Below are 23,192 nucleotides of genomic sequence, written 5' to 3' on the forward strand. Positions count from 1 at the left end.
TAATATAAAAATGTTAGGATGGTGTGTACAATGGCGATTCGTATGATCGTACAGGAGCCAGATCCGGTTTTAAGAGAAAAAGCAGTTACAGTGAAAAATTTCAATAAAAATTTGCATAAACTTCTTGATGATATGGCAGATACGATGTACGATGCACCGGGTGTAGGCTTAGCTGCTCCGCAGGTTGCTGTACTTAAACGTGTTGTCGTGATGGATTGCGGAGAAGAATATGGCGGTCTAATCGAGCTTGTGAATCCTGAAATTATTACAACAGACGGTGAACAGATCGGTCCTGAAGGATGTTTAAGTATTCAGGGTCTTGAAGGTACAGTGAAGCGCCCTATGACAGTCAAAGTAAAGGCTCAAGATCGCAATGGTGAGTGGTTTGAGCTTGAAGGCCAAGAGTTTCTCGCACGCTGCATTATGCACGAAATTGATCATTTGAATGGTGTGTTATTTACAGATCTAGCTCTGCGTGTGTACCGTCCAGGACAAGATGATGAAGGCGGTAATCGCAGGTGATGAGAATTGTATTCATGGGGACGCCGGATTTTTCCGTGCCGTCCCTTAACGCGCTAATTGAAGAGGGATACAACGTCGTTGCAGTCGTCACACAACCAGATCGTCCCAAAGGGCGCAAACGCGTATTAACACCACCACCCGTTAAGGTGGCTGCTGAAGCACATGGCATTCCTGTGTTTCAACCGGAGAGATTACGTAAGCCTGAAGCGGTTGAGGTTATGCGCGGATTCGCACCTGATCTCATTGTAACAGCTGCTTATGGCCAAATTTTGCCTAAATCTGTGTTGGACATGCCTCAGCATGGTTGCATTAATGTACATGCTTCCCTACTTCCTAAATATCGAGGTGGAGCGCCTATTCATCATTCTATTATGAATGGAGATGGTGTTACAGGCGTTACGATTATGTACATGGAAGAAGGCCTTGATACTGGCGATATGATTTCGAAGGTGGAACTGCCGATTCTAGATGAGGACACGACAGGCACAATGTTCGAAAAGTTAAGTATTGCTGGAAGTGAATTGTTGCGTCAGACATTGCCTGACTTAATAACAGGACGAATAGAGGCAGTGCCGCAGCAAGCGGATCAGGCTACTTATTCACCCAATATTAATCGAGCAGATGAGTTGATCGATTGGTCCAAACCTGCACGTGGCGTGTTTAATCAGATTAGAGGTCTGAATCCTTTTCCGGGTGCTTTTACACTTTGGAATGGAGAGATTTTTAAAGTATGGGCGAGTGAATTGCCGCAGCATGTGAAAGGTGCAGTAAATGCTGTACCTGGTACGGTTCTGCAAACAGATGATCAGGGTATTTATGTACAGACAGGTGATGGTGCAATTATCTTGAAGCAAGTTCAGCCTGCAGGTAAAAAAGCGATGGATGCAGCACAATTCGCTCGTGGTAACCAAGCCCTGCTTAGTGCTGTGTTCGGTACAGACAGACAAACAGCAGAAGATGAGGTTAACGAATAGTGAGTTCATATAAAAAGAATCAAAAAGACGGTCGCAAGCTGTCAGCACGTGAAGTTGCGCTTCATGTGTTAACAGGTGTCGAACAGGATCAAGCATATAGTAACTTATTACTGAATCAAGCACTGCAGGAGAATCGGTTGGAGCGGGCAGATACAGGGCTTGCAACCGAGATCGTGTATGGTACGATTCAGCGGATGAATACGATTGATTACTTTTTGGAACGTTTCGTTGCAAAAGGATTGAAAAAACTTCAGCCGTGGGTAAAAAGCTTACTCCGGCTTAGTTTTTATCAGCTTCATTACCTAGAACGCGTGCCAGATCACGCGGTCGTAAGCGAAGCTGTTAATATTGCAAAGCGCCGCGGCCATGCAGGCATCTCCGGCATGGTCAATGCCGTGCTGCGGAACATTATCCGCAGCCGCGAAGAGCTGCAGATCCCAGAGGATCTGCCTCAAGCTGAGCGTATCGCACTGCAGCATTCCCACCCGCTTTGGATGGTAAAGCGGTGGATCAAGCAGCTTGGCGCAGAAACAACTGAGCGCATTTGTGCGGCAAATAATGTGCCTCCACACGTGTCGATACGCGCCAATACACTTAAAAACACACGAGAAGAATTATTGCACGCTCTTACGAATAATGGACTTGCCGCTGCACCTTCGCAGCTTGCACCTGGCGGTGTTATCGTCACTGGCGCTGGCAACATGGCGCTTAGTAACGAGTTTGCTGCGGGCTTGTACACGGTTCAAGACGAAAGCTCTATGCTAGTCGCGGAAGTTGTTGATCCGAGGCCGGGTATGAAAGTTCTAGATTGCTGTGCAGCTCCTGGCGGTAAGACAACCCATATGGCAGAGAAAATGCAAGATCAGGGAGTAGTATGGGCTTGTGATGTGCATGAACATAAAGAACAGCTTATTGCTGATACTGCACATCGACTTGGCTTACATGCGGTGAAAACAATCGTAACAGATGCTCGTGATTTAGCGAATCGATTTGAACCAGCGTCGTTTGATCGAATTTTACTTGATGCACCTTGCTCAGGCCTTGGGGTAATTCGTCGCAAACCTGATTTGAAGTGGGCGAAGCGGGAACAAGATATTCAGGAAATTGCTGCCTTACAACGTGAATTACTGGAAAATATTCATGTTTTATTGCGTTCAGGCGGTGTACTCGTATATAGTACTTGTACCATTGAACATGATGAAAATGTAGGAAATGTACGTCAATTTTTAGCGGCACATCCGGAATTCATTTTAGCTCCAATTGAAATTGAGGATCTTCCACAAAAGCTGGAAGCAGGAGCGAGTGAAGGTATGTTATCGATTGACCCTGATATGTTCCACTCTGATGGATTTTTTATTGCGAAGATGGTCAAAACATAAGGAAATGGCCGTAAAAGTGCGATTCTTCTTGTGTTTTCACTTTTATGTTAGAATGTAAGGATGAAATGCTTACAAGTTGTACAAAACTTAAAGTAAATAGCGATATAGGTTGTGATCAAAGTGAAACCTTATGTATATGACTATACATTAGAAGAGTGGCAAGATTGGATTAAAGAGCAGGGAGAACCCGCATTTCGTGCAGGACAAATTTTCGATTGGTTGTACGTGAAGCGTGTCACTGGTTTTGATCAGATGTCGAATTTATCTAAATCACTTCGTGATAAATTAAGCGAAGGATTTGAATTTATTACGCTTAATGAAGTGGCAAGATACGAATCAAAAGATGGTACGGTTAAATTTTTGTTTGAACTGTCGGATAAAAATGCGATTGAGACTGTCATCATGAAGCACAGCTATGGTCACTCTGTGTGTGTAACAACACAAGTAGGATGTCGTGTAGGTTGTACGTTCTGTGCATCGACATTGACGGGCCTCAAACGCAACTTAACGCCTGGCGAAATTATTGCCCAAGTCGTACGTGCGCAACAACTTCTAGATGGTCAGAATGGTCGAGTTTCATCCATTGTTATCATGGGAATTGGCGAACCTTTCGAAAACTATGAGGCGATGATGAAGTTTTTGAAGGTGATGATTCACCCGAAAGGCTTGAACATTGGTCAGCGTCATATTACGGTTTCCACATCAGGGATCGTACCGAATATCTATAAGTTTACCGAAGAAAATACACAAATCAACTTGGCGATTTCCATTCACGCACCGAATGATAAGTTACGTTCAAAGCTTATGCCAGTTAACCGTCGATTCCCGTTTGCTGATCTAATTGAAGCGTGTAAATACTACACAGCGAAGACAGGACGTAGAATCACGTTTGAGTATGCGCTAATGGGTGGTGTGAATGATCAGGCTGAGCATGCAGAAGAGCTTGCACAAGTACTAAAGACATTCCCACTTAGTCATGTGAACTTAATTCCAGTCAACTTTGTTGCGGAACGTGATTTCAAACGAACCCCACGTGATGATATTTTCAATTTCCAGCGCATTTTGGAAAGAAATAAAATTAATGCTACCATACGTCGAGAGCAAGGTGGCGATATTGCTGCTGCTTGCGGGCAGCTACGTGCTCAACATATGGAAAGTAAGTAACGAGGTGATAGTACAATGTTAATGGCAAGCCGAACTGATATTGGACGTGTTCGTTTAGTAAATGAGGACCGAGCCTATATCCAACATCAATTAAATGGTTTTGAGTTAGCAATCATTGCTGACGGAATGGGTGGTCATCAAGCGGGTGATGTTGCATCGCAAATGGCAATAGATCTTATTGCTAAAGAAATGCAGCAAGTATCGTTGTCGATGACATTCGAGCAGCGCGAGGAGCTTGTACTATCGGCCATAAAAACGGCAAATGAACGGATTTATCAATATGCATCTGAACGCGTAATCTATCAAGGAATGGGAACAACAGTTGTCGTAGCGTTAGCGTCGCAAGAGGAGCTTTTGCTTGCGCATATTGGTGACTCACGTGCTTATCGTGTGAATGGGGAAGAAATAACCCAATTGACAGTCGATCATTCACTTGTTAATGAGCTTGTGAAGAGCGGGCAGCTGACTCCTGAGGAAGCTGCCCATCATCCGCGTCGTAATGTCGTAACAAGGGCGTTAGGAACGGAAGCAACAATTGAAGCAGATATCAAAACGATTCAGCTCGAACCAGGTGAGATTATTCTACTCTGCTCAGATGGGTTAAGTAATATGATTGAATCCGATGATATGGTGCGCATTATACATAGTCAGGATAGTATGGATAAGGCTGTAGATTTATTGATCCATGAAGCGCTTTTAGCTGGTGGAGATGATAACATTACAGTCGTACTCATGCAAAATATAGACAATGCCGAATGGAAACGAGGTGACGGTGAATGATCGGTAACACCTTAGGTGGCAGATATGAAGTTCTGGAACTGATCGGTGGCGGAGGTATGGCGCTTGTATATAAGGCGCAAGATTTGTTGCTGAATCGTAAAGTTGCCATTAAAGTATTGCGTGAACAATACATACACGATGAGGAATTTATTCGCCGTTTTCGGAGAGAGGCGCAATCCGCTGCTTCATTGTCTCATCCGAATGTGGTTTCCATTTATGATGTAGGCCAAGAAGAGGATACTTATTACATCGTAATGGAATATGTGGAAGGCAAAACACTCAACGAACTTATTAAAGAAAAAGCACCATTGCAAGTTGAAGAAGCGATCGGGATTGCTTCTCAAATTTGCGATGCGCTGGATCATGCCCATCATAATGAAATTATTCATCGGGATATCAAACCCCATAATATATTGATTGGACGTAATGGACGTGTGAAGGTGACGGATTTCGGGATTGCACGTGCGACGACTTCTTCTTCTATTACACAAACGGGTTCCGTCATCGGCTCGGTGCACTATTTCTCACCTGAGCATGCCAAAGGAACAAATGCGGGTGAAAAGTCCGATTTGTATTCTTTAGGTATTGTATTATTCCAAATGCTTACGGGTAAACTGCCATTTCGCGGTGAAAGTCCGATTGCAGTTGCTCTTAAGCACCTGCAAGAGGATGTTGCTTCACCAAGATCAGAGAATCCTCTTATTCCGCAAAGTGTCGAAAATGTCATTCTAAAGGCGCTTCGTAAGCGACCGGAAGAGCGATATCAATCTGCTAAGCAGATGTTAAATGATTTAGAAACTTGCTTATCACCAGAACGCCGCAATGAACCAAAGGCGCAGTTTTGGAGCGATGAAGGGATTGATGAGGAAAGCACACGTATTCTGCCGGCGATACGCTCAAATCAGCAGTATGCACCTATGTCAATCGACAAAGAGGATGAAGATAATATTCAAGAAATCCAGATGGAGAAGAAGAAGAAAAAGACTTGGATTAAGCCGACTATATGGATTGTATCCTTACTTTTTGTTCTCGCTGGCATGTTCCTTTTGGTAAGTTATGTGAGAGGTTTATTAACTCCTCAAGAGGTTCAAGTACCTAGCCTTCGCGGTATGACGAAAGCACAAGCGGAGGAGAAGTTAAAAGAGCTTAAGCTTAATCCGAAAATTGAGTCACAAGCAAGTAAGAAAGAAGATAAAGACAAGGTAATCAATCAATATCCGGAAGCAGATTTGAAGCTGACTATCAATTCCAATGTCACGATTACGGTTGGTGCTGGTCCAGATCAGCTCAAGATGGAGAGTTATATTGGTCAGAACTTAAATGAAGCAACCAAACAATTAGTAGCACTTGGGGTTGATCCGAAAAAAATCAAAGTAACTTCCGTATTTGTTGATCAAGATCCAGATATGATCGTGAAGCAAGATCCTGAGGCTGGAGCAGCTTTTGAATTGGAAAATGTAGAAGTTAAATTGACCGTCTCCAAAGGAAAAGAAACAGTCAAGATGCCTAATCTTGTCGGGGATCAGCTGGCTGAAGCGAAGTCGAAGTTATCGAAGCTTGGTGTTAACTTAAAAGACAGTGACATCAAATTTGAGAAGAGTTATACACAGCCAAAAGGAAGAGTCATTAAGCAGTTCCCTTATAATGCGAATGATGATATGCCAAAAGACGCTCAGATTACCCTTGTCGTTTCAGAAGGGTTACCAGAAGAAGCTGGAACGATGAATGTTTCTACTGCGTTTAAGCCATCAGAAGAAGGGAAAGAGTCGACTTTCCGAGTGGTCGTCACTGATGCGCAGTATACATCTTTTGAATATTGGAAAAAGACGATTTCCAAAGCGCAAAGCTTGGATATAAAAGTCGTTATGTCACCAACAAAAGGTGCGAAGATCGAAATCTACGAGAATGATAAGTTATTTAAAACAGAAACTCGTACGTACCAAGATTATCTCGATCAGAAGAACGGTCAGGGTAGAAGCGTACAATGATCGGAACACAAGGAGGGATAAGATGCCGCAAGGAACGATTTTGAAAGCACTGAGCGGCTTCTATTATGTGCTACCAGACGGCGAAAATGCGGTGGGTGCGACATTGATTCAATGTCGTGCTCGCGGCGTATTCAAGAACCGAGGAGTATCACCACTAGTCGGAGATCAGATTCAATTTGAATTGGAAGCCACAGGTGAAGGCACGGTTACAGCGATTGAGTCTAGAATTTCCGAGCTCATACGCCCGCCGATTGCTAACATCAAGCAAGCCGTTCTCGTTTTTTCAGTAACGGAGCCAGTTTTAAACCCTTTTTTATTGGACAAGTTTCTTGTACATATTGAGAAGGAAGGTCTGTCTGCTGTCATTTGCTTAACAAAGCAAGATTTACTGAGTGAGGGCAGTGCTGTGCAGCAAGAGGTTGAAGCGATTATCGCTTTATATCGCCAGATTGGTTATAAAGTGATCGTCACTTCTGCAAAGCAGGAAAAGGGCATCGAGGAGATTGGCGCTGAGCTTGCTCATAATGTGTCAGTCTTTGCTGGCCAATCAGGTGTGGGGAAATCTTCACTTCTGAATGCCTTGATCAGTGATTTAAAATTGGAGACGAATGAAATTTCACACCGTCTAGGACGTGGTAAGCATACGACGAGACATGTGGAGTTGATTGCACTTCAGGGTGGTGGGTTTGTTGCGGATACCCCTGGATTTTCACAGCTTGATTTTATGGAATTGGAGCCTGAACAGCTTGGTGATTGCTTTATCGAATTTGCCCCACTTGCTGAACATTGTAAGTTTAGAGGCTGCCAACACATGAAAGAACCGGGTTGTAAGGTGCGTGAAGCTGTAGAAGAAAGGTTAGTCGCACAATCACGCTATGATAGTTACACACAATTTTATCAAGAAATGAAGGACCGAAAAAGGAGGTACTGAGGACATGATACGAATTGCACCATCGATATTATCTGCCAATTTCGGAAAGTTAGGTCAAGAAGTACAAGATGTGGAGAAGCACGGAGCAGATTGGATTCATGTGGATGTTATGGATGGCCATTTTGTACCGAATCTAACGTTCGGAGCTTTAGCGGTTGATGCCATACGTCCACTTACGAAGCTGCCGCTGGATGTGCACTTAATGATAGAGCAGCCAGATCGTTACATTGCAGACTTCGCAAAAGCTGGGGCTGACCTCATAACTGTTCATGCTGAAGCATGTATTCATTTGCATCGCACAATTAGCTATATTAAAGAGCAAGGCCTAAAGGCAGGCGTCGCACTCAATCCAGCAACACCGCTTCATGTGCTTGATTATGTACTTGAAGAAGGGTTAGACCTTGTATTGATTATGACAGTTAATCCTGGCTTTGGTGGACAGAAGTTTATCCAAGCTACGCTTCCTAAAATTACAGCATTACGAAGCAAGTTGAACGAACGGGGCCTCTCGCATGTCGATATTGAAGTTGACGGCGGTGTAAATGCGGCTACAGCCTCTTTAGTGGCGAAGGCGGGAGCTAATGTACTGGTTGCTGGGAATGCCGTATTCGGACAGCCTGACCGCGGTGAGGCCATTCGTCTTATTCGTGAGCAAGCACAAGCATAGTTTGTATGTGTCATGCATAGAATGGTTACGAGAACACATTGTTCTTGTAACCTTTTTTTGTTGTATAGGATTTGATAAAATCATTTGATTCAATTCCAGCTAGGCTTACTTTTTTCAATCACGAAAACAAAAGAAATTCCTGCACGAATCAAGATTGTAAGCACGTTTTTATGGGCTGATGAATATATTGTGGATAAGGATAATGGGTTCCCGGTGGTGATCTTGCGAGCCCTTGTGTGAACTTTGAAGGAGGGGTAGAGGGTGAAATTTTACACAGTCAAACTACCGAAGTTTTTAGGTGGGTTTGTAAAAGCGATTCTGAATACATTTAGTAAAAGCTAACGCCTGATACAGTCGGATGATCGTAGGAAGAGAAGGTTAATCACACAATGTATACGCACAAAAAAAAGCACCCGAATCAGGTGCTTTTTGTTTATTAGCGCTAAATTATACGCGAGTCACTTTGCCTGATTTCAAGGCACGAGCGCTTACGTAAACACGTTTTGGCTTACCATCAACTAGAATACGAACCTTCTGTACGTTAACGCCCCAAGAACGCTTGTTTTTGTTGTTAGCATGAGAAACGTGATTACCTGTTCTAGGTGACTTCCCAGTAATGTAACATTTGCGAGACATGAATGACACCTCCTTGTAAGTATACGAAGCTAAGCGCATGGCAAGCCTAAGCTTACAAGGCGTTAGCAATTCTTTTACGTCTTTTGTTATTCATATTAAGAACATACGTAAAAAACACACTTAGATATAATAGCATACTGTAAAAGGGATCGTCAACGAAATACGGTCTTTTTTATCACCGTTTATTTCTTGTCCCCTTTATAGTAAAATGAGAATTGGTCCATTTACCTTTTGCAAGAAGGAGTTGGTGACAGTGCCAATCGAAGTGAAAAACGAATTGGGAAAAATTCAGGTGATGAACGAAGTGATTGCTACATTAGCGGGATCCGCTGCTCTAGAATGTTATGGGCTTGTAGGAATGGCTTCACGAAATCAATTTAAAGATGGTATTGCAGAGTTGCTCGGTCGAGAAAATTTACGACGTGGTGTGGAAGTTCGGCATGAAAAGGATCGAACCGAGATTGACTTATACATTATCGTAAGCTACGGAACGAAAATTTCAGTTGTCGCACAAAATGTTCAAGCAAAAGTGAAATACGTAATGAATGAAGTCATTGGACTTCAAGTTAATACTGTGAACATCTTCGTTCAAGGTGTTAGGGTAGCTTGATAGTGAGGAAGGAGAATCGCTTTGGGTAAGCGCTTTAATACGATTAATGGTAAGGATTTTATGGCGATGGCGATTGCGGGTGCGGAGCATTTAAATCGGAACGTCGACAAAGTAAACGGTTTAAATGTATTTCCGGTTCCGGATGGGGATACAGGAACAAATATGAGCTTAACAATCAATTCTGGTATTGCAGAACTAAAGCGGAGACCGTCCTCGCACATTGGTAAAGCTGCAGAGGCGCTTTCCAAGGGATTGTTAATGGGAGCTCGTGGAAATTCAGGCGTTATTTTATCACAACTATTCCGCGGATTTTCCAAGTATGTGCATGAATTTGAAGAAATTAACCCGGTTCAGTTCGCACAAGCCCTTCAAAACGGCGTGGAGACAGCATATAAGGCTGTGGTTAAGCCAGTTGAAGGAACGGTGCTTACGGTTTCTAAGGATGCCGCCAAGGCCGCAGTCGCATTTGCAAAGCATGCTGGAAGCATTAAAGATCTAATGGCAGAAGTGTTAGAAAAAGGTCGTGAATCTTTAGCACGTACACCTGACTTATTGCCCATATTGAAACAAGTAGGTGTTGTGGATGCGGGTGGACAAGGTTTAATCTGCGTATATGAGGGTTTTCAAGCTGTGCTTACGGGACAAACAGTTGATGCATTGCTAGATGAAGCTGAAGATGTTGGTGTTCCAGAATCTTTGGATGTGATGAAAGAAGTAATTAATAACCCAGCTACGGGTATCAACCCTGGACATGAGCCGCGTAGAGCTCAAGCCCATATGTCTACTGAAGACATTGAATATGGCTATTGTACAGAATTCCTAGTGAAGCTTTTACCTGGCAAAACCAAAGGAATGGAATTTAACGAAGACCAGTTCCGTTCGCAGCTTGGAGAGCATGGTGATTCATTGCTTGTTGTTGCGGATGAGGATCTTGTAAAAGTACACATTCACGCGGAATACCCTGGTGAAGTGATGACAATTGCTCAGAAATACGGGGATTTGATCGGGATTAAGATTGAAAATATGCGTGAGCAGCATATCCATATTTTAGAAGAAGAAGCCAATGACTTAGATTCTTATGAGAAACATGCTGTGTTTGAGGAAAAATCGCCAACTGCTCTTGAAAACAAGTCACACCTAGCTTATGCTGAGCCGAACAAACCATTTGGGATCATCGCTGTGGCAATGGGGGCAGGAATTACGGAGATTTTCTCATCCGTTGGTGTGGATCATGTGATTTCTGGTGGGCAGACGATGAATCCGAGCACAGAGGATTTTGTAAAAGCAATCACGGAGATCCCGGCGGAATCGATTTATATTTTACCGAACAACTCCAACATTATTATGGCTGCAAAACAAGCCTCAGATTTGGTTGATGACAAAAAGGTGTATGTGATTCCAACCAAAACGATACCTCAAGGAATGGCTGCGATTCTTGCTTTCCAGGAAAAAGCAGATCCGCAAGTCAATATGAATGCGATGACACAAGCAATTTCGGGAGTACGATCAGGTTCAGTCACTTACGCTGTTCGTGATACGTCTATTGATGGTGTGGACATTAAGGAAAATGATTTCATCGGGATTGAAGATGGTGAAATTGTTGTTTCTGAGAGTTCAGCTCTTGGTGCATCCAAAGGGTTGTTGTCCCGTATGATGGATGAAGGTACAGAAATTGTAACGATTTTGATTGGTGAGGATGCTTCTGAGGAAGAGACTGACACCTTGGTTGCTTATATTCAAGAAATGAGACCAGGTGTGGAAGTTGAATTATATCCAGGTGGTCAACCGATTTATTTATACTTGTTTTCAGTTGAATAGTAACAAAGGACATGATGTACTAAGCAATATGGGGAGACGTGAAATGGTTGAGTAAAATTCGCATCGTAACAGACAGTACGGCAGATATTCCGGAGGAAATTCGCAAGGAATTAGGGATCGAATGTATTCCTTTAAAAATTTTGTTCGGTGAAGATACGTATCTGGATGGGGTAACGATGACGCAGGATACATTCTATGACAGGCTAGTTACCTCCTCCATCATACCAACGACTTCACAACCATCGCCGCAAGAATTTCTTGATGTTTATCAGCAGATTGCGAGCGAGGATCCAGAAAGTTCAATTATATCCATTCACTTGGCTTCCGTGCTAAGTGGCACCTATCAATCAGCAGTCATTGCAAAGTCCATGATGGAAGATCAAGTACCGATTACGGTAATTGATTCCATGTCCGCTTCTTACGGCATAGGTGGGCTTGTCGTTGCGGCAGCGAAAGCAGCTAAAGAGGGGAAATCGGTAGCTGAAATTGTTAAGCTGATCGAGGATATTCAAAGTAATCATGCTATTTTCTTTATGGTCAATACATTAGAATACTTGCAAAAAGGCGGACGTATTGGTAGAGCATCTGCTTTGATTGGCTCATTGCTCAATATTAAGCCGATCCTTACGATTGATGATGAAGGTTATGTCTCTTCCAAAGATAAGGCACGTGGGCAAAAGAAAGCTTTGACTCGGATTGTGGAGCTGCTGGAAGAACGTTTTCCGAAAAACACTTCACTTGATATCAAAATGGCTCATATTCGCAATCCAGAAACGGCTGAACAATTGCAGCATATGATTGAAGAGAAGTTTGATGTGAGAAGTGTGGAATATATTACAATTGGACCTGTTATCGGGACTCATGTAGGGCCAGGACTTGTAGCAGTCTTTGCTTTCTTGGCCTAATAGGAGCTGTTAGATATGAAAGATATATATGTAACACCGATTGAAGAAACCAATGGCGTGGGATCATCTAGACGAGATGATCTCCATGCCATTGGCATTTTTACAGTTGGCGATTTACTGGAGTATTACCCATTTCGATATGATGATTATTCCATTCGAGACTGGAGCACAGTAAAAGATGGGGATAAGATCACTGTAAAAGGGACGCTTGTCAGTGAACCTGTGACGCAGCGTTTTGGACGGGTAAAATCTCGCATGCTATGTAAAGTGGTCATCGACCACTTTTTTGTTACCGCGGTATGGTTTAATCAGGCTTATTTAAAGGACAAGTTAACGCTTCAGAGCGAAATTGTCATGACGGGAAAATGGGACGCGAATCGCAAGCAGATTACCGTATCAGAAACGGAATTCGCCCAGTTGCATACTTCGAAATCTTCGAAGGTCGGAACCTTGCAACCGGTATACTCCATCAGTGCAGAGTTGAATCAGAAATGGATGCGTAAGACGATCAAGCAGGCACTTGTGCAATTTGGTGCGCTTATCCCTGAAATACTGCCTGTCCAATTGTTGGACAAGCATCATCTAATGGCAAGGCGTGATGCAATTGCTGCCATTCATCTACCTGAGCAAATGGACGAGGGGCAAGGAGCGCGTAAACGGATGGTTTACGAAGAATTGTTCTTGTTCCAGCTAAAGTTACACGCCTTACGTACGATGAATCGCAAACGTGGTGGTGGTATCGCACAAGAGGTAGATTTACCAGCTGTCCGATCGTTCGTGAGAGAACTTCCATTTACGCTAACTCCTTCTCAGAAGCAAGTGATTGCTGAAATTCTCGATGATATGCAGGCCCCTTTTGGAATGAATCGTCTCTTACAAGGTGATGTAGGTGCGGGGAAGACGATTGTAGCCGCAGTGGCGTTGTTTGCAACGGTTAAGGCTGGATTTCAGGGATCGCTGATGGTACCTACGGAAATTTTGGCGGAACAGCATTTGCGTTCCCTTACAAAGCTATTTGAGCCGTATGGCATTTCAGTCGGTTTGCTAACCGGATCAGTAACTGCGAAGCGGCGACGTGAGGTGCTTGCTTCTTTGCAGATGGGGATGTTAGACATTGTTGTAGGGACTCATGCATTGATCCAAGAAGATGTGTATTTCCGTAAACTTGGTCTTGTAGTCACCGATGAACAGCATCGATTTGGGGTAGCACAGCGTGCCATCCTCAGACGTAAAGGAATTCAGCCTGATGTGCTTTCGATGACAGCAACACCTATTCCTCGGACGCTTGCAATTTCTGCTTTTGGTGATTTGGATGTGTCATCGCTGCGTGAACTTCCGAAAGGTCGGATTCCTATCAAGACATATGCTGTGAAACATGAGATGCTGGAACGTGTCTTAGGCTTCATTGCACGCGAAGTGGAAGCAGGCAGGCAAGCCTATGTAATCTGTCCTTTGATCGAGGAATCAGATAAATTGGACGTGCAAAACGCGATCGATGTGTTCGTGCAGCTGCAGGGACATTTTCCAAATTTACGTATTGGTTTGCTTCATGGTCGAATGACAGCTGCAGAGAAAGAAGAAGTCATGCGTGCCTACCAAGCCAATGAGCTCCAGGTACTCGTCTCAACTACGGTTATTGAAGTTGGTGTCGATGTCCCTAATGCAACACTCATGGTTGTCTATGATGCGGATCGTTTCGGCTTGTCGCAGCTTCATCAGTTGCGCGGTCGTGTAGGAAGGGGCGCACATGCCTCTTATTGTGTGCTTATTGCGAATCCGCGGACAGAGACTGGCAAAGAACGCATGAGAGCAATGGTTGAAACGAATGATGGGTTTGAAATTGCAAGAAGAGACCTTGAATTACGTGGACCGGGCGATTTCTTTGGCACAAAACAAAGCGGGTTACCAGAATTTCGAATTGCGGATATTGTAGCTGATTTCGAGGTGATGGAAATAGCTCGTGATGATGCTGCTGAGCTTGTCGCTTCGGAGCAATTTTGGACAGGTATAGGGTATGTAGGCTTGAGGCAATTTTTACAACGTGAACATGTTCTGGATGGCGAAGTGCTTGATTAGGATAAGCGTTCATCAATTCTGAGCTTGGCTTTGTTCCGGTGCAAGTCAATTTTTGACACTTTCGTTCATATGCTTATAAGGATGGTGAACGGAGGTGCTGCAAATGAGTTATCAAAAATATGGTGTTGACTCTGTTTTGGTGGAACGAATCAAGCGCAAACTGAAAAATCCAGAGATTAAAGAGAAAATCAAACAGCTTCTAGATGGTGTAACGAAATCAGACTTGCAAGATCGGGTCAAGGTGTCCAAATTACTTAATCAAGCATCCAAAATATTGGGTGAGAATTTGTCCACGACACAGAGCAGTAATATTATTGATTTTATTATTGCTCAAAAAATAGATCCGAATAATACGTTTCACTTAATTAAGCTATGGGGCATGTTTAGGTAACAAGGTTTTAAGATCAACTTCAGATATTTAATAATCAGACTGCTCCATTTGGGCATGTCTGATTTTTTTATTCCATTTTGTGGAAAAATATGGGTATAATGAATTTGGAGGTGGTGGAGTTTGCAAGTAAATAAATGTAAGTCAGCTATTCAAGTAATCGCAAAAATCACAATTTGTATGATTCTTTGGTTTATCGGTGTTATTTTATTAGATTTTATCGCTCAAATATTGATGGCTATTCGTGGAAAAACAAAAACTTTAGATGCTGTTGATGCGGATCCGTTGTATCAAACATGGATGACTTATGGAGGTATGCTGCTTCTGATTGCAGTCGTGTGGATCACCTTTGCCTATTTTGATCGAAAAAAAGGATGGGACTTAGGTTTAGGCTTGCTGGGTAGCAAGAGGAGACTTGGACAAGGGTTATGGAGCGGTTTACTGATGATTATAGCAGTCTGTGCACTCATTTGGTTGATGAGTGGCATGCATGCGATCTCTTGGAATCAAACAGATGGTATTACACTGCTAAACGGTATTCTGTTATTTGCAGGTGTTGCTGTAAATGAAGAATTGTTCATTCGGGGGTATGTGCAAGGCTTAGTCCGGTACCATTATGGGGCATGGACGGCAATCTTGTTGTCTTCACTTGTATTTGCGGGCATGCACGTATTTAATCCAGGTTTCTTTGCTTCTGTACTTCCTGCACTTAACCTGATCATTGCTGGTGTGTTATTCGCTTTGTGTCGGGAATGGTCAGGTAGTCTTTGGCTGCCGATCGGGCTTCATTTTTCATGGAATTATGTACAAGGCTATGTGCTTGGTTCACCTGTGTCAGGTCAGAAATTACAATCGATCTTCGTCTTTGAAAATGATGGCTTGGATTGGATTAGTGGAGGGATGTTCGGAGCTGAGGGTAGTGTGGCAACGACTTTTGTACTTCTTGCCAGTGTAGTGGTCGTGGTCCGATTATGGACAAAGAAGCATCAGGTACAAAAACATCCTACCGAACATGGTGCATAAAAAGGCCTGATCGAGGCACAGGCCTTTTGAACGGTTAGTGATGTTATGATATCGGCTTCTGCATGACACTCTTCATCGTCTCGATGAACGCCTTGGCAGCATTCGATAAGTATCTTCCTTTACGATAGGCTAGGACAAGCGTACGTACGGGACGCTCTGCTAATGGTAAATGGACGGGAGCAAGCTCTGTCGATGCTCGCTTTGTAACCATGTAAGGAACAAATGCGATTCCCATCCCCGCAGCGACAAGTGATTGTACGGTTTCTATATTTGAACTCTCAAATACAATGGTTGGTGTAAAGCCGCTGTCTTGACATAGCTCACGAGTAAATTGGCGAAGGCCTTGGTTTTTCTTAAGGGTGATAAAAGGTTCGTGTATGAGTTCACTGATTGACACGGGTATAGACGTGCCGTCTGCATGTCTATGTGTCTGTGCAAGTCGGTGGTTCGGTGGTACGGCAAGGACAATTTCCTCGTCCAGTAACGTTTCATAACCCAGGGATTCATGCTGTAGTGGAAGCGCGAGCAGAGACAAATCAGTTCCACCGTTTGCGGATAATGCTTCAAGATTCGTGGATGTTTCTTCGACAAGGGTAATCTCAATTTGTGGATATTGTTGCTGAAAGATCGGAAGCACAAGCGGTAAGATGGTAGATCCTGTAATCGGCATGGAGCCAAAGACGAGATTGCCTTTTTTCATTTGTGAAATATCTTCCATCTCTTGGCGAAGTCCGTCTACGGTATCGAGAATGTGCTGTGCTTTATCCACAAATAACGCCCCAGCATGGGTGAGTTCAACCGAATTTGTATTGCGTTGAAAAAGCAGAACGCCTAGCTCTTTCTCTAATTTAGATAGCTGTTGGGACAAAGAAGGCTGTGCAATATGCAGCTTTTCAGCAGCACGTGAAAAATTCCGTTCTTTCGCTATTTGTACGGTATACAGAAGTTGACGTAGTTCCAAAATGGGCTTCCCCCTTTTCTGGTCGTGTTCAGTTATTGTTTTTACCTATCAATGTTATAGATATTATATCTTGGTTCAATGAGGAAAGAAATGCTAGGATATGAAATATCAAATTGAAACGACGGATTTTAATGATGGGGTGAAGAAGATGAGTAAACAAACGATGTTCGAAAAGATCTGGAATAACCATGTGATTCATCAAGAAGAAGGCAAGCCGAGTGTCATTTATATTGATCTTCATTTGGTGCATGAGGTTACTTCCCCTCAGGCTTTTGAAGGATTAAGACTTGCTGGTCGTAAAGTTCGTAGACCCGACCTAACATTTGCTACGATGGATCATAACGTACCGACGAAAGATCGTTTTAACATTACAGATCCAATATCCAAGCAGCAAATTGATACACTCTCAAAAAACTGTGCGGATTTCGGTGTAACTTGTTTTGACCTCGACTCACTAGATCAAGGTGTTGTCCATGTTATGGGACCTGAGCTTGGACTCACGCACCCAGGTAAGACAATCGTATGCGGCGACTCCCATACATCCACACACGGTGCGTTTGGCGCATTAGCATTCGGTATCGGGACAAGTGAAGTAGAACATGTACTTGCTACTCAAACTTTGCAGCAATCTAAAGCCAAAACATTAGAAGTTCGTATCAATGGCCAATTGAAGCCAGGCGTAACTGCAAAAGATTTGATTCTAGGCGTCATTGCGAAATATGGTACGGATTTTGCTACTGGGTATGTGATCGAATATACAGGTGAAGCCATTCGCAACATGTCGATGGAAGAACGCATGACAGTCTGTAACATGTCTATTGAAGCGGGTGCGCGTGCAGGTTTAATTGCTCCTGATGAGACTACATTCGCATACTTACGTGGTCGTGAATATGTTCCGCAAGGTGAAGCATTCGATGCTGCAGTCACGCAGTGGAAAGCTTTAACAACAGATGAAGGCGCATCCTATGACTTAGTTGTAGATTTCGATGCAGCGGCATTAATTCCTCAAGTAACTTGGGGAACTAGTCCTGGTATGGGAACAAGTATCACGAATACGGTACCTAACCCTAGCGATTTTGCAACGGATAATGAACGTAAAGCGGCTGAAAAAGCGCTCGAATATATGGGACTTACACCAGGGACACCGATGAGTGAATTGAAAGTGGATTATGTCTTTATCGGATCTTGTACAAATGGACGAATTGAAGATTTACGCGCTGCTGCTGCAGTGGCAAAAGGCTACAAGGTATCTTCTGAAGTTACCGCTATTGTTGTACCTGGTTCGGGTCGAGTGAAAATTCAAGCGGAAAAAGAAGGTCTTGATCAAATTTTCATCGAAGCCGGATTTGAATGGCGGGATGCTGGTTGCTCAATGTGCTTAGCGATGAATCCAGACGTCTTACAACCTGGTCAACGCTGTGCATCGACATCGAACCGTAACTTTGAAGGGCGTCAAGGACGCGGTGGACGTACACATTTAGTGTCACCTGCTATGGCGGTTGCTGCAGCTGTAAAAGGACATTTCTACGATGTGCGTGATTGGGAACTGAAGAAGGAAGCTTAAGGCTAATTGAAGAAGTGAGGAGAAGATAACATGGAAGCTTTCAAACAGCATACGGGCCTCGTTGGTCCCGTTGATCGTGTAAATGTAGATACAGATGCAATTATTCCTAAACAATTTCTAAAGCGTATCGAACGCACTGGTTTCGGACAATTTCTATTCTTTGAATGGAGATTTCATGAAAATGGTGAAGTGAATCATGATTTTTCACTGAATCAACCACGTTACGAAGGAGCTTCCGTTCTGATCTCCAGAGTAAACTTCGGTTGTGGATCTTCCCGAGAGCATGCACCATGGGCGATCCAAGATTATGGATTTAAGGTCATTATAGCACCAACATTTGCTGATATTTTCTACAACAACTGTTTTAAAAATGGGATTTTACCAATTAAACTTTCTGAAGAGCAAGTCGAGGATCTTTTTCAACGTACCGCGCAGCATGATAGTTATAAGCTAAATGTTGACTTGGAGAACAAAACCATTTCAGACGATCATGGCTTGCATATTGAATTTGATCTAGATGAACATCGTCGTCAATTCTTATTGCAAGGCTTAGATGATATCGGGCTTACGTTGAAACATGTAGATGAGATCACAGCTTACGAAGATCGACATGCAGGACGTTTAGCCTATAAATAAGCGGTAAAGATCCTGTCCCTTATCGGGATAGGGTCTTTTTTTATGTCATAAAAATAGAAAATGATTTTTAATTTTGGTAATCTAGCAACATTTACTAGGCAATTACCGTTAAAGATATGTTGCATTTTGTCGGTTTGGATTTGAAATGCTGATTTTTCATGAATTTTGGCTAAAAAAGCAGGTGATTTGCTAATTTTGTAGAATTAAAGGAAAGCAATGTAAAATTTTTAGAAATCTGAGGTGTATGATGAAACTGTGGAAAGTAATTTTGTCCGTCTGTCTGTTCTCGCTTTTACTACCAACTTTGTCTGCTCTAGGAGCAACGGCAAACCCTACAATCCATCTGGTACTAAATGGTGTAGAACTAAAACCGTTAGTTCAGCCGCGTTTCGTCAACAGCTATACGATTGTACCAATACGCGTCATTTCGGAGAGCCTTGGTGCAAAGATTAGTTATGAGGAGAAGCAGCAAAAAGTTACGATCACAAAAGATCAAACAAAAATTGAATTATTCATTAATCGTAAAGAAGCTCTAGTGAATGGCGTGAAGAAACCATTGGATTTAACGCCTGTTCTGGAAAATGACACAACATTAGTCCCGCTGCGCTTTGTAGGCGAACAATTCGATGTTAAATTCCGCTATGATCCCGATACTACGACGGTATATATGAATTCGAAAGACAAAGAAAGTAACACTACGGATCCAAATGTTAATAATGGAAAAGAAACGAAACCGGATTCAAAGAATATGACCGTTTCTAAAATTGAAACGACAGATACCTTTTTTACGATTAAGACCGATTCCGTCAACGCTAAACCAAAAGTTATGCAATTAAGCAGTCCGAATCGAATTGTGTTTGATATTGAAAATGCAGTGCTAGGAAAAGAGTTATTGAGTAAGGTTGAAAAAACGGAAGGTAAGATCGCATCTTCTCATCCGCTTATTTCACAAATTCGTTATTCGCAGTTCTCGAATGACCCAGCAACAGTTAGAGTGACACTCGATCTGACTGCAGCGGCTCGTTATCGCCTAATTCCGGGCCCTACGGGTTCTACAGAGATTAAAGCGGAAATTCTTAGTGCTGGTATTGGTGAGAAGAAAGATAAGTATGTCATCGTACTGGATGCAGGACATGGTGATCATGATCCAGGTGCGAAAGCAGTCAACGGACGAACAGAGAAGGAATTTACACTTGCAATGGTGAAGAAGTTAGGAGCTCTTCTTGAGAAAGAATCGAAGTTGCAAGTTCTTTATACACGTACAAATGATACTTTTGTAGAGCTAAATGATCGTGTAAGCTTTGCAAATGACAATGGAGCAGATGTGTTCTTATCCATCCATGGGAATTCGTTTACAAGTAAATCTAATGGTACTGAAACGTATTATTGGCGCCCAGAGAGTCTTGATTTTGCCAATGTGATTCATAAGTATGCACTTGAAGCAACAGGATTCCTTGATCGTAAAGTGCAGAAGAATGATTACCGAGTGATTAAAGGAACGACTATGCCAGCCGTTTTGCTGGAAGTCGGCTTTTTGTCAAATAAGGAAGAAGCAGATATAATGTATCAAGAAGGATTCCAGAATAAGGTTGCTGATTCATTAGTGAAAGCAATCAAGGAATATTTGAATTTGAAATAAGGGGTGAAGCAAGTCGTGAAATGTATGAACTGGAAAGGGTTAGCACTCATTCTGATGGTCGTTCTTATGATCTCAGGTTGTGGGCAGAAGCAAGCGCTCCAAGGTAATGTATCGACATCGACACCTATTCCGACGGTAGAGCCGACTCCAACTCCAACATCAACACCTAAAGCAACTCCAATACCGAAGAAGACGAAACAGATTAAAGTTTATTATTCGGACGACAACTTAATGGGACTTGTGGAGAAAGTAGCAACAGTCACGTATCAAAATGATGCTGATTTATATCTTCTAGCTTTAGAACAGTTGAAGAAGACAGATGATCCCAAGCTGACAGCTTTGTTTGAGAAAGTTACCTTTAAACAAGTGTCGATGGAAAAAGATGGACTTCATGTGGATTTGACTTGGTCAGAAGGTGGGCAATTTGGAGCACCGGGTGAAGATTTCTTCATGAAGGCATTAGAGCAGACAGTATTTCAATTCCCTGAGGTAAAAGCATTATTCGTCAAAAAAGATGGAAAACAAGTAGAATCCTTGATGGGACACATGGATTTGCCCTACCCAATTGTGCGTCCAGCGAAAAAATAAGTCAAAAAGCTCTCCAAATGGAGAGCTTTTTTTCACGAATCGTTTGCGATCTTCGACTGATTCATATAAAATGATTGAGTTAAGTTGATTGTTATTCAAACTGGGGGAGCATTCGATGAGCAAAACGAAAGTCAGATATATCTTGGACACGATCGCCGAAATGTATCCCGATGCGCATTGCGAATTGAATCACTCGAATCCATTTGAATTGACTATTGCAGTATTGCTCTCCGCACAATGTACAGATGAGACTGTAAATAAAGTGACGAAGGATTTGTTTCAGAAGTATAAGCGACCTGAGGATTATATCGCTGTTCCAGTTGAAGAACTGCAAGATGATATAAGACGAATTGGCTTATTCCGCAATAAAGCAAGCAATATCCAGAAATTGTGTCATCTGTTACTTGAAAAATATGATGGACAAGTACCTAGTGAGTATGAGAAACTAGTGGAATTGTCTGGTGTTGGTCGCAAAACTGCGAATGTGGTCATGTCGAATGCTTTCGGTGTTCCCGCAATCGCTGTCGATACGCATGTGGAGCGTGTGTCCAAACGACTGGGTTTGGCTGCAATCGATGATTCTGTTCTAGAAGTGGAAAAGAAGCTGATGCGCAAAATACCGCGTGATGAATGGACACAGACGCATCATCGTTTAATTTTCTTTGGACGGTATCATTGTAAAGCGCAAAGTCCGCAATGTGCGGTATGTCCGCTGCTTGATGTGTGTACAGATGGAAAAAAACGAATGAAAACAACTCGCGTAAGAAACACTAAAAACTAATAGATATAGAAGTGAAGGATGGGATGGCATGAAGTGCATTTCTGTGTATACAGCAGATTTTGAAGCTTTTTCGGATATTTTTGATCAGGTGCTTGAGACAAAGCTTGCCGACAATGAGGAAGTAGAAATTGACGGCATCGTCGTATCTGAAGCGGGCGAAGTTCCGGATAATTACATTGAGCGTATGCGCGCTAAACTTGAGTGTGTTGTGATGAAACATAAAGAAAGTAATGCAACTATTTTGCAGCACGGGAATGTATTTGAAATTATTATTCCTAAAGCAGAAGCAGTGACTGCATAACACATAGTGGATGGAATGAAAAGACTTGCGGGTGTAAATTCGCGGGTCTTTTTTTTCGTTAGGGACTTTTTTGAAAAAAGAAAAAATACCCGTGCTATACACACAGGTATTCGTAACGGTTACGGTAGCATGTTAATAACGATGCTTACGTCGATAATTGACCCAGAACCAGATACATAAGAATAGGAGTGAACTACTTGCTAAATATCCGCCAAAGACATCGCTTGGGAAGTGTACGCCAACATAAATACGAGAGATACCGATTCCTAAGATCATGAATATGCTGAAGATGATCAACAAGATGCGCCCTAATAGGTTCGGGATGTGTCTCCACAGTAAGAAAGTAAGAATGCCAAAGAAAGCGACCGCGATCATCGAATGACCACTTGGAAAGCTATGTCCTGTCGCTTCAAGTAGACGATCTACTTCTGGGCGAGCACGTTTGAAAAGGTTTTTGAGTACGGTGTTTAAGAGAGGAACTCCGACCATAACCGCAGCAAATAATAACAATTCAGCACGATGTTTTAGGACGAAAAATAAAAATAGTGCTGTGATGACTGCGATTCCGATAACCGTTGTTGGATTACCGATAAAAGAAAGCACCTTCATTACAGGTGTTAGATTGTCTGATCGAAAATTCCAAACTGCTGAAGTAACAGCATCATCAAAGAAAGCAATTTGTTGTGTAGCGACAAGATAAGCGACGATGGCAAATAGTGCGGCAAGAACTATACTTAGTACAAGTAAACTTTTGTTGGGATAACTTGATTTCACAATAACCTCCTGATTGAAACAATGAAATGTGGAAAACATGGTCTATTATAACAAAATTTATCATGAAAGTAGAATGCCCTTGGGGGA

Annotated in this window: 24 protein-coding genes; 21 read left to right on the top strand and 3 right to left on the bottom strand. The window is 42.7% G+C overall.

Going from position 1 to position 23,192, the window contains the following annotated elements; translation table 11 throughout:
- Window positions 1–30 precede the first annotated feature (30 nt).
- From def to spoVM, 9 genes are all read left to right on the top strand, one after another.
- Window positions 31–522: a peptide deformylase gene (gene def, locus ACSBOP_RS08050; RefSeq protein WP_442603899.1), complete on the top strand. Its 492-nt coding sequence runs from the start codon at window positions 31–33 to the stop codon at window positions 520–522.
- Complete coding sequence (fmt, locus tag ACSBOP_RS08055; RefSeq protein ID WP_442604416.1) at window positions 522–1,496, top strand: methionyl-tRNA formyltransferase; 975 nt, start codon at window positions 522–524, stop codon at window positions 1,494–1,496. Before def ends, fmt begins: the two co-directional genes overlap by 1 nt.
- A complete protein-coding gene (rsmB, locus tag ACSBOP_RS08060; protein ID WP_442603900.1) occupies window positions 1,496–2,875 on the top strand; it encodes a 16S rRNA (cytosine(967)-C(5))-methyltransferase RsmB in 1,380 nt (459 codons plus the stop codon). Before fmt ends, rsmB begins: the two co-directional genes overlap by 1 nt.
- Window positions 2,876–2,995: 120 nt before the next feature.
- Complete coding sequence (gene rlmN / locus ACSBOP_RS08065; protein ID WP_442603901.1) at window positions 2,996–4,039, top strand: 23S rRNA (adenine(2503)-C(2))-methyltransferase RlmN; 1,044 nt, start codon at window positions 2,996–2,998, stop codon at window positions 4,037–4,039.
- 15 nt (window positions 4,040–4,054) lie between these two features.
- The gene (locus ACSBOP_RS08070; protein WP_442603902.1) at window positions 4,055–4,819 is read left to right on the top strand and encodes a Stp1/IreP family PP2C-type Ser/Thr phosphatase; all 765 of its coding nucleotides are present in this window, start codon (window positions 4,055–4,057) and stop codon (window positions 4,817–4,819) included.
- Window positions 4,816–6,807, top strand: coding sequence for a Stk1 family PASTA domain-containing Ser/Thr kinase (gene pknB / locus ACSBOP_RS08075; protein WP_442603903.1), 1,992 nt, complete (start codon window positions 4,816–4,818; stop codon window positions 6,805–6,807). Before ACSBOP_RS08070 ends, pknB begins: the two co-directional genes overlap by 4 nt.
- 22 nt (window positions 6,808–6,829) lie before the next feature.
- The gene (gene rsgA / locus ACSBOP_RS08080; RefSeq protein WP_442603904.1) at window positions 6,830–7,738 is read left to right on the top strand and encodes a ribosome small subunit-dependent GTPase A; all 909 of its coding nucleotides are present in this window, start codon (window positions 6,830–6,832) and stop codon (window positions 7,736–7,738) included.
- A gap of 4 nt (window positions 7,739–7,742) precedes the next feature.
- The gene (gene rpe / locus ACSBOP_RS08085) at window positions 7,743–8,405 is read left to right on the top strand and encodes a ribulose-phosphate 3-epimerase (protein ID WP_442603905.1); all 663 of its coding nucleotides are present in this window, start codon (window positions 7,743–7,745) and stop codon (window positions 8,403–8,405) included.
- A gap of 261 nt (window positions 8,406–8,666) precedes the next feature.
- Entirely contained in the window at window positions 8,667–8,747 is an 81-nt protein-coding gene (gene spoVM / locus ACSBOP_RS08090) for a stage V sporulation protein SpoVM (protein ID WP_258206204.1), read from the top strand.
- Between the two features lie 105 nt (window positions 8,748–8,852).
- Here the strand turns inward: spoVM and rpmB are convergent, their stop codons facing one another.
- A complete protein-coding gene (gene rpmB / locus ACSBOP_RS08095) occupies window positions 8,853–9,041 on the bottom strand; it encodes a 50S ribosomal protein L28 (RefSeq protein ID WP_258205868.1) in 189 nt (62 codons plus the stop codon).
- 253 nt (window positions 9,042–9,294) lie between these two features.
- Here rpmB and ACSBOP_RS08100 point away from each other — a divergent pair, with 253 nt between their 5' ends.
- The 6 genes from ACSBOP_RS08100 (at window position 9,295) to ACSBOP_RS08125 (ending at window position 15,861) form a co-directional block, all read left to right on the top strand.
- The gene (locus tag ACSBOP_RS08100; protein WP_442603906.1) at window positions 9,295–9,651 is read left to right on the top strand and encodes an Asp23/Gls24 family envelope stress response protein; all 357 of its coding nucleotides are present in this window, start codon (window positions 9,295–9,297) and stop codon (window positions 9,649–9,651) included.
- Between the two features lie 21 nt (window positions 9,652–9,672).
- The gene (locus ACSBOP_RS08105; RefSeq protein ID WP_442603907.1) at window positions 9,673–11,469 is read left to right on the top strand and encodes a DAK2 domain-containing protein; all 1,797 of its coding nucleotides are present in this window, start codon (window positions 9,673–9,675) and stop codon (window positions 11,467–11,469) included.
- Window positions 11,470–11,516: 47 nt separating this feature from the next.
- A complete protein-coding gene (locus ACSBOP_RS08110; protein WP_442603908.1) occupies window positions 11,517–12,374 on the top strand; it encodes a DegV family protein in 858 nt (285 codons plus the stop codon).
- 15 nt (window positions 12,375–12,389) lie between these two features.
- The gene (recG, locus tag ACSBOP_RS08115) at window positions 12,390–14,450 is read left to right on the top strand and encodes an ATP-dependent DNA helicase RecG (RefSeq protein WP_442603909.1); all 2,061 of its coding nucleotides are present in this window, start codon (window positions 12,390–12,392) and stop codon (window positions 14,448–14,450) included.
- A 103-nt stretch (window positions 14,451–14,553) separates the two neighbouring features.
- Entirely contained in the window at window positions 14,554–14,841 is a 288-nt protein-coding gene (locus tag ACSBOP_RS08120; protein ID WP_442603910.1) for a stage VI sporulation protein F, read from the top strand.
- Window positions 14,842–14,961: 120 nt separating this feature from the next.
- Complete coding sequence (locus tag ACSBOP_RS08125) at window positions 14,962–15,861, top strand: CPBP family intramembrane glutamic endopeptidase (protein WP_442603911.1); 900 nt, start codon at window positions 14,962–14,964, stop codon at window positions 15,859–15,861.
- Between the two features lie 43 nt (window positions 15,862–15,904).
- Here ACSBOP_RS08125 and ACSBOP_RS08130 read toward each other — a convergent pair whose 3' ends face one another.
- Window positions 15,905–16,822, bottom strand: coding sequence for a LysR family transcriptional regulator (locus tag ACSBOP_RS08130; protein ID WP_442603912.1), 918 nt, complete (start codon window positions 16,820–16,822; stop codon window positions 15,905–15,907).
- Between the two features lie 148 nt (window positions 16,823–16,970).
- On the opposite strand from ACSBOP_RS08130, the gene leuC reads away from it, so the two are divergent.
- From leuC to ACSBOP_RS08160, 6 genes are all read left to right on the top strand, one after another.
- Window positions 16,971–18,386 (top strand): 3-isopropylmalate dehydratase large subunit, encoded by a 1,416-nt coding sequence (gene leuC, locus ACSBOP_RS08135; protein WP_442604417.1) that lies wholly within the window; start codon window positions 16,971–16,973, stop codon window positions 18,384–18,386.
- 30 nt (window positions 18,387–18,416) lie between these two features.
- Complete coding sequence (gene leuD, locus ACSBOP_RS08140) at window positions 18,417–19,022, top strand: 3-isopropylmalate dehydratase small subunit (protein WP_442603913.1); 606 nt, start codon at window positions 18,417–18,419, stop codon at window positions 19,020–19,022.
- Window positions 19,023–19,266: 244 nt separating this feature from the next.
- Window positions 19,267–20,661: an N-acetylmuramoyl-L-alanine amidase gene (locus ACSBOP_RS08145; protein ID WP_442603914.1), complete on the top strand. Its 1,395-nt coding sequence runs from the start codon at window positions 19,267–19,269 to the stop codon at window positions 20,659–20,661.
- A gap of 24 nt (window positions 20,662–20,685) precedes the next feature.
- The gene (locus ACSBOP_RS08150) at window positions 20,686–21,249 is read left to right on the top strand and encodes a GerMN domain-containing protein (RefSeq protein ID WP_442604418.1); all 564 of its coding nucleotides are present in this window, start codon (window positions 20,686–20,688) and stop codon (window positions 21,247–21,249) included.
- Window positions 21,250–21,364: 115 nt separating this feature from the next.
- Complete coding sequence (gene nth, locus ACSBOP_RS08155; protein ID WP_442603915.1) at window positions 21,365–22,030, top strand: endonuclease III; 666 nt, start codon at window positions 21,365–21,367, stop codon at window positions 22,028–22,030.
- A 28-nt stretch (window positions 22,031–22,058) separates the two neighbouring features.
- Window positions 22,059–22,331: an NAD/NADP transhydrogenase alpha subunit gene (locus ACSBOP_RS08160; RefSeq protein WP_442603916.1), complete on the top strand. Its 273-nt coding sequence runs from the start codon at window positions 22,059–22,061 to the stop codon at window positions 22,329–22,331.
- A gap of 132 nt (window positions 22,332–22,463) precedes the next feature.
- On the opposite strand, the gene ACSBOP_RS08165 is transcribed toward ACSBOP_RS08160, so the two are convergent.
- Window positions 22,464–23,105 (bottom strand): phosphatase PAP2 family protein, encoded by a 642-nt coding sequence (locus ACSBOP_RS08165; protein WP_442603917.1) that lies wholly within the window; start codon window positions 23,103–23,105, stop codon window positions 22,464–22,466.
- Between the last annotated feature and the right edge of the window lie 87 nt (window positions 23,106–23,192).

The sequence above is a fragment of the Paenibacillus sp. KN14-4R genome (assembly GCF_052180255.1).
In the GTDB taxonomy this organism is placed as follows: domain Bacteria; phylum Bacillota; class Bacilli; order Paenibacillales; family NBRC-103111; genus Paenibacillus_AM.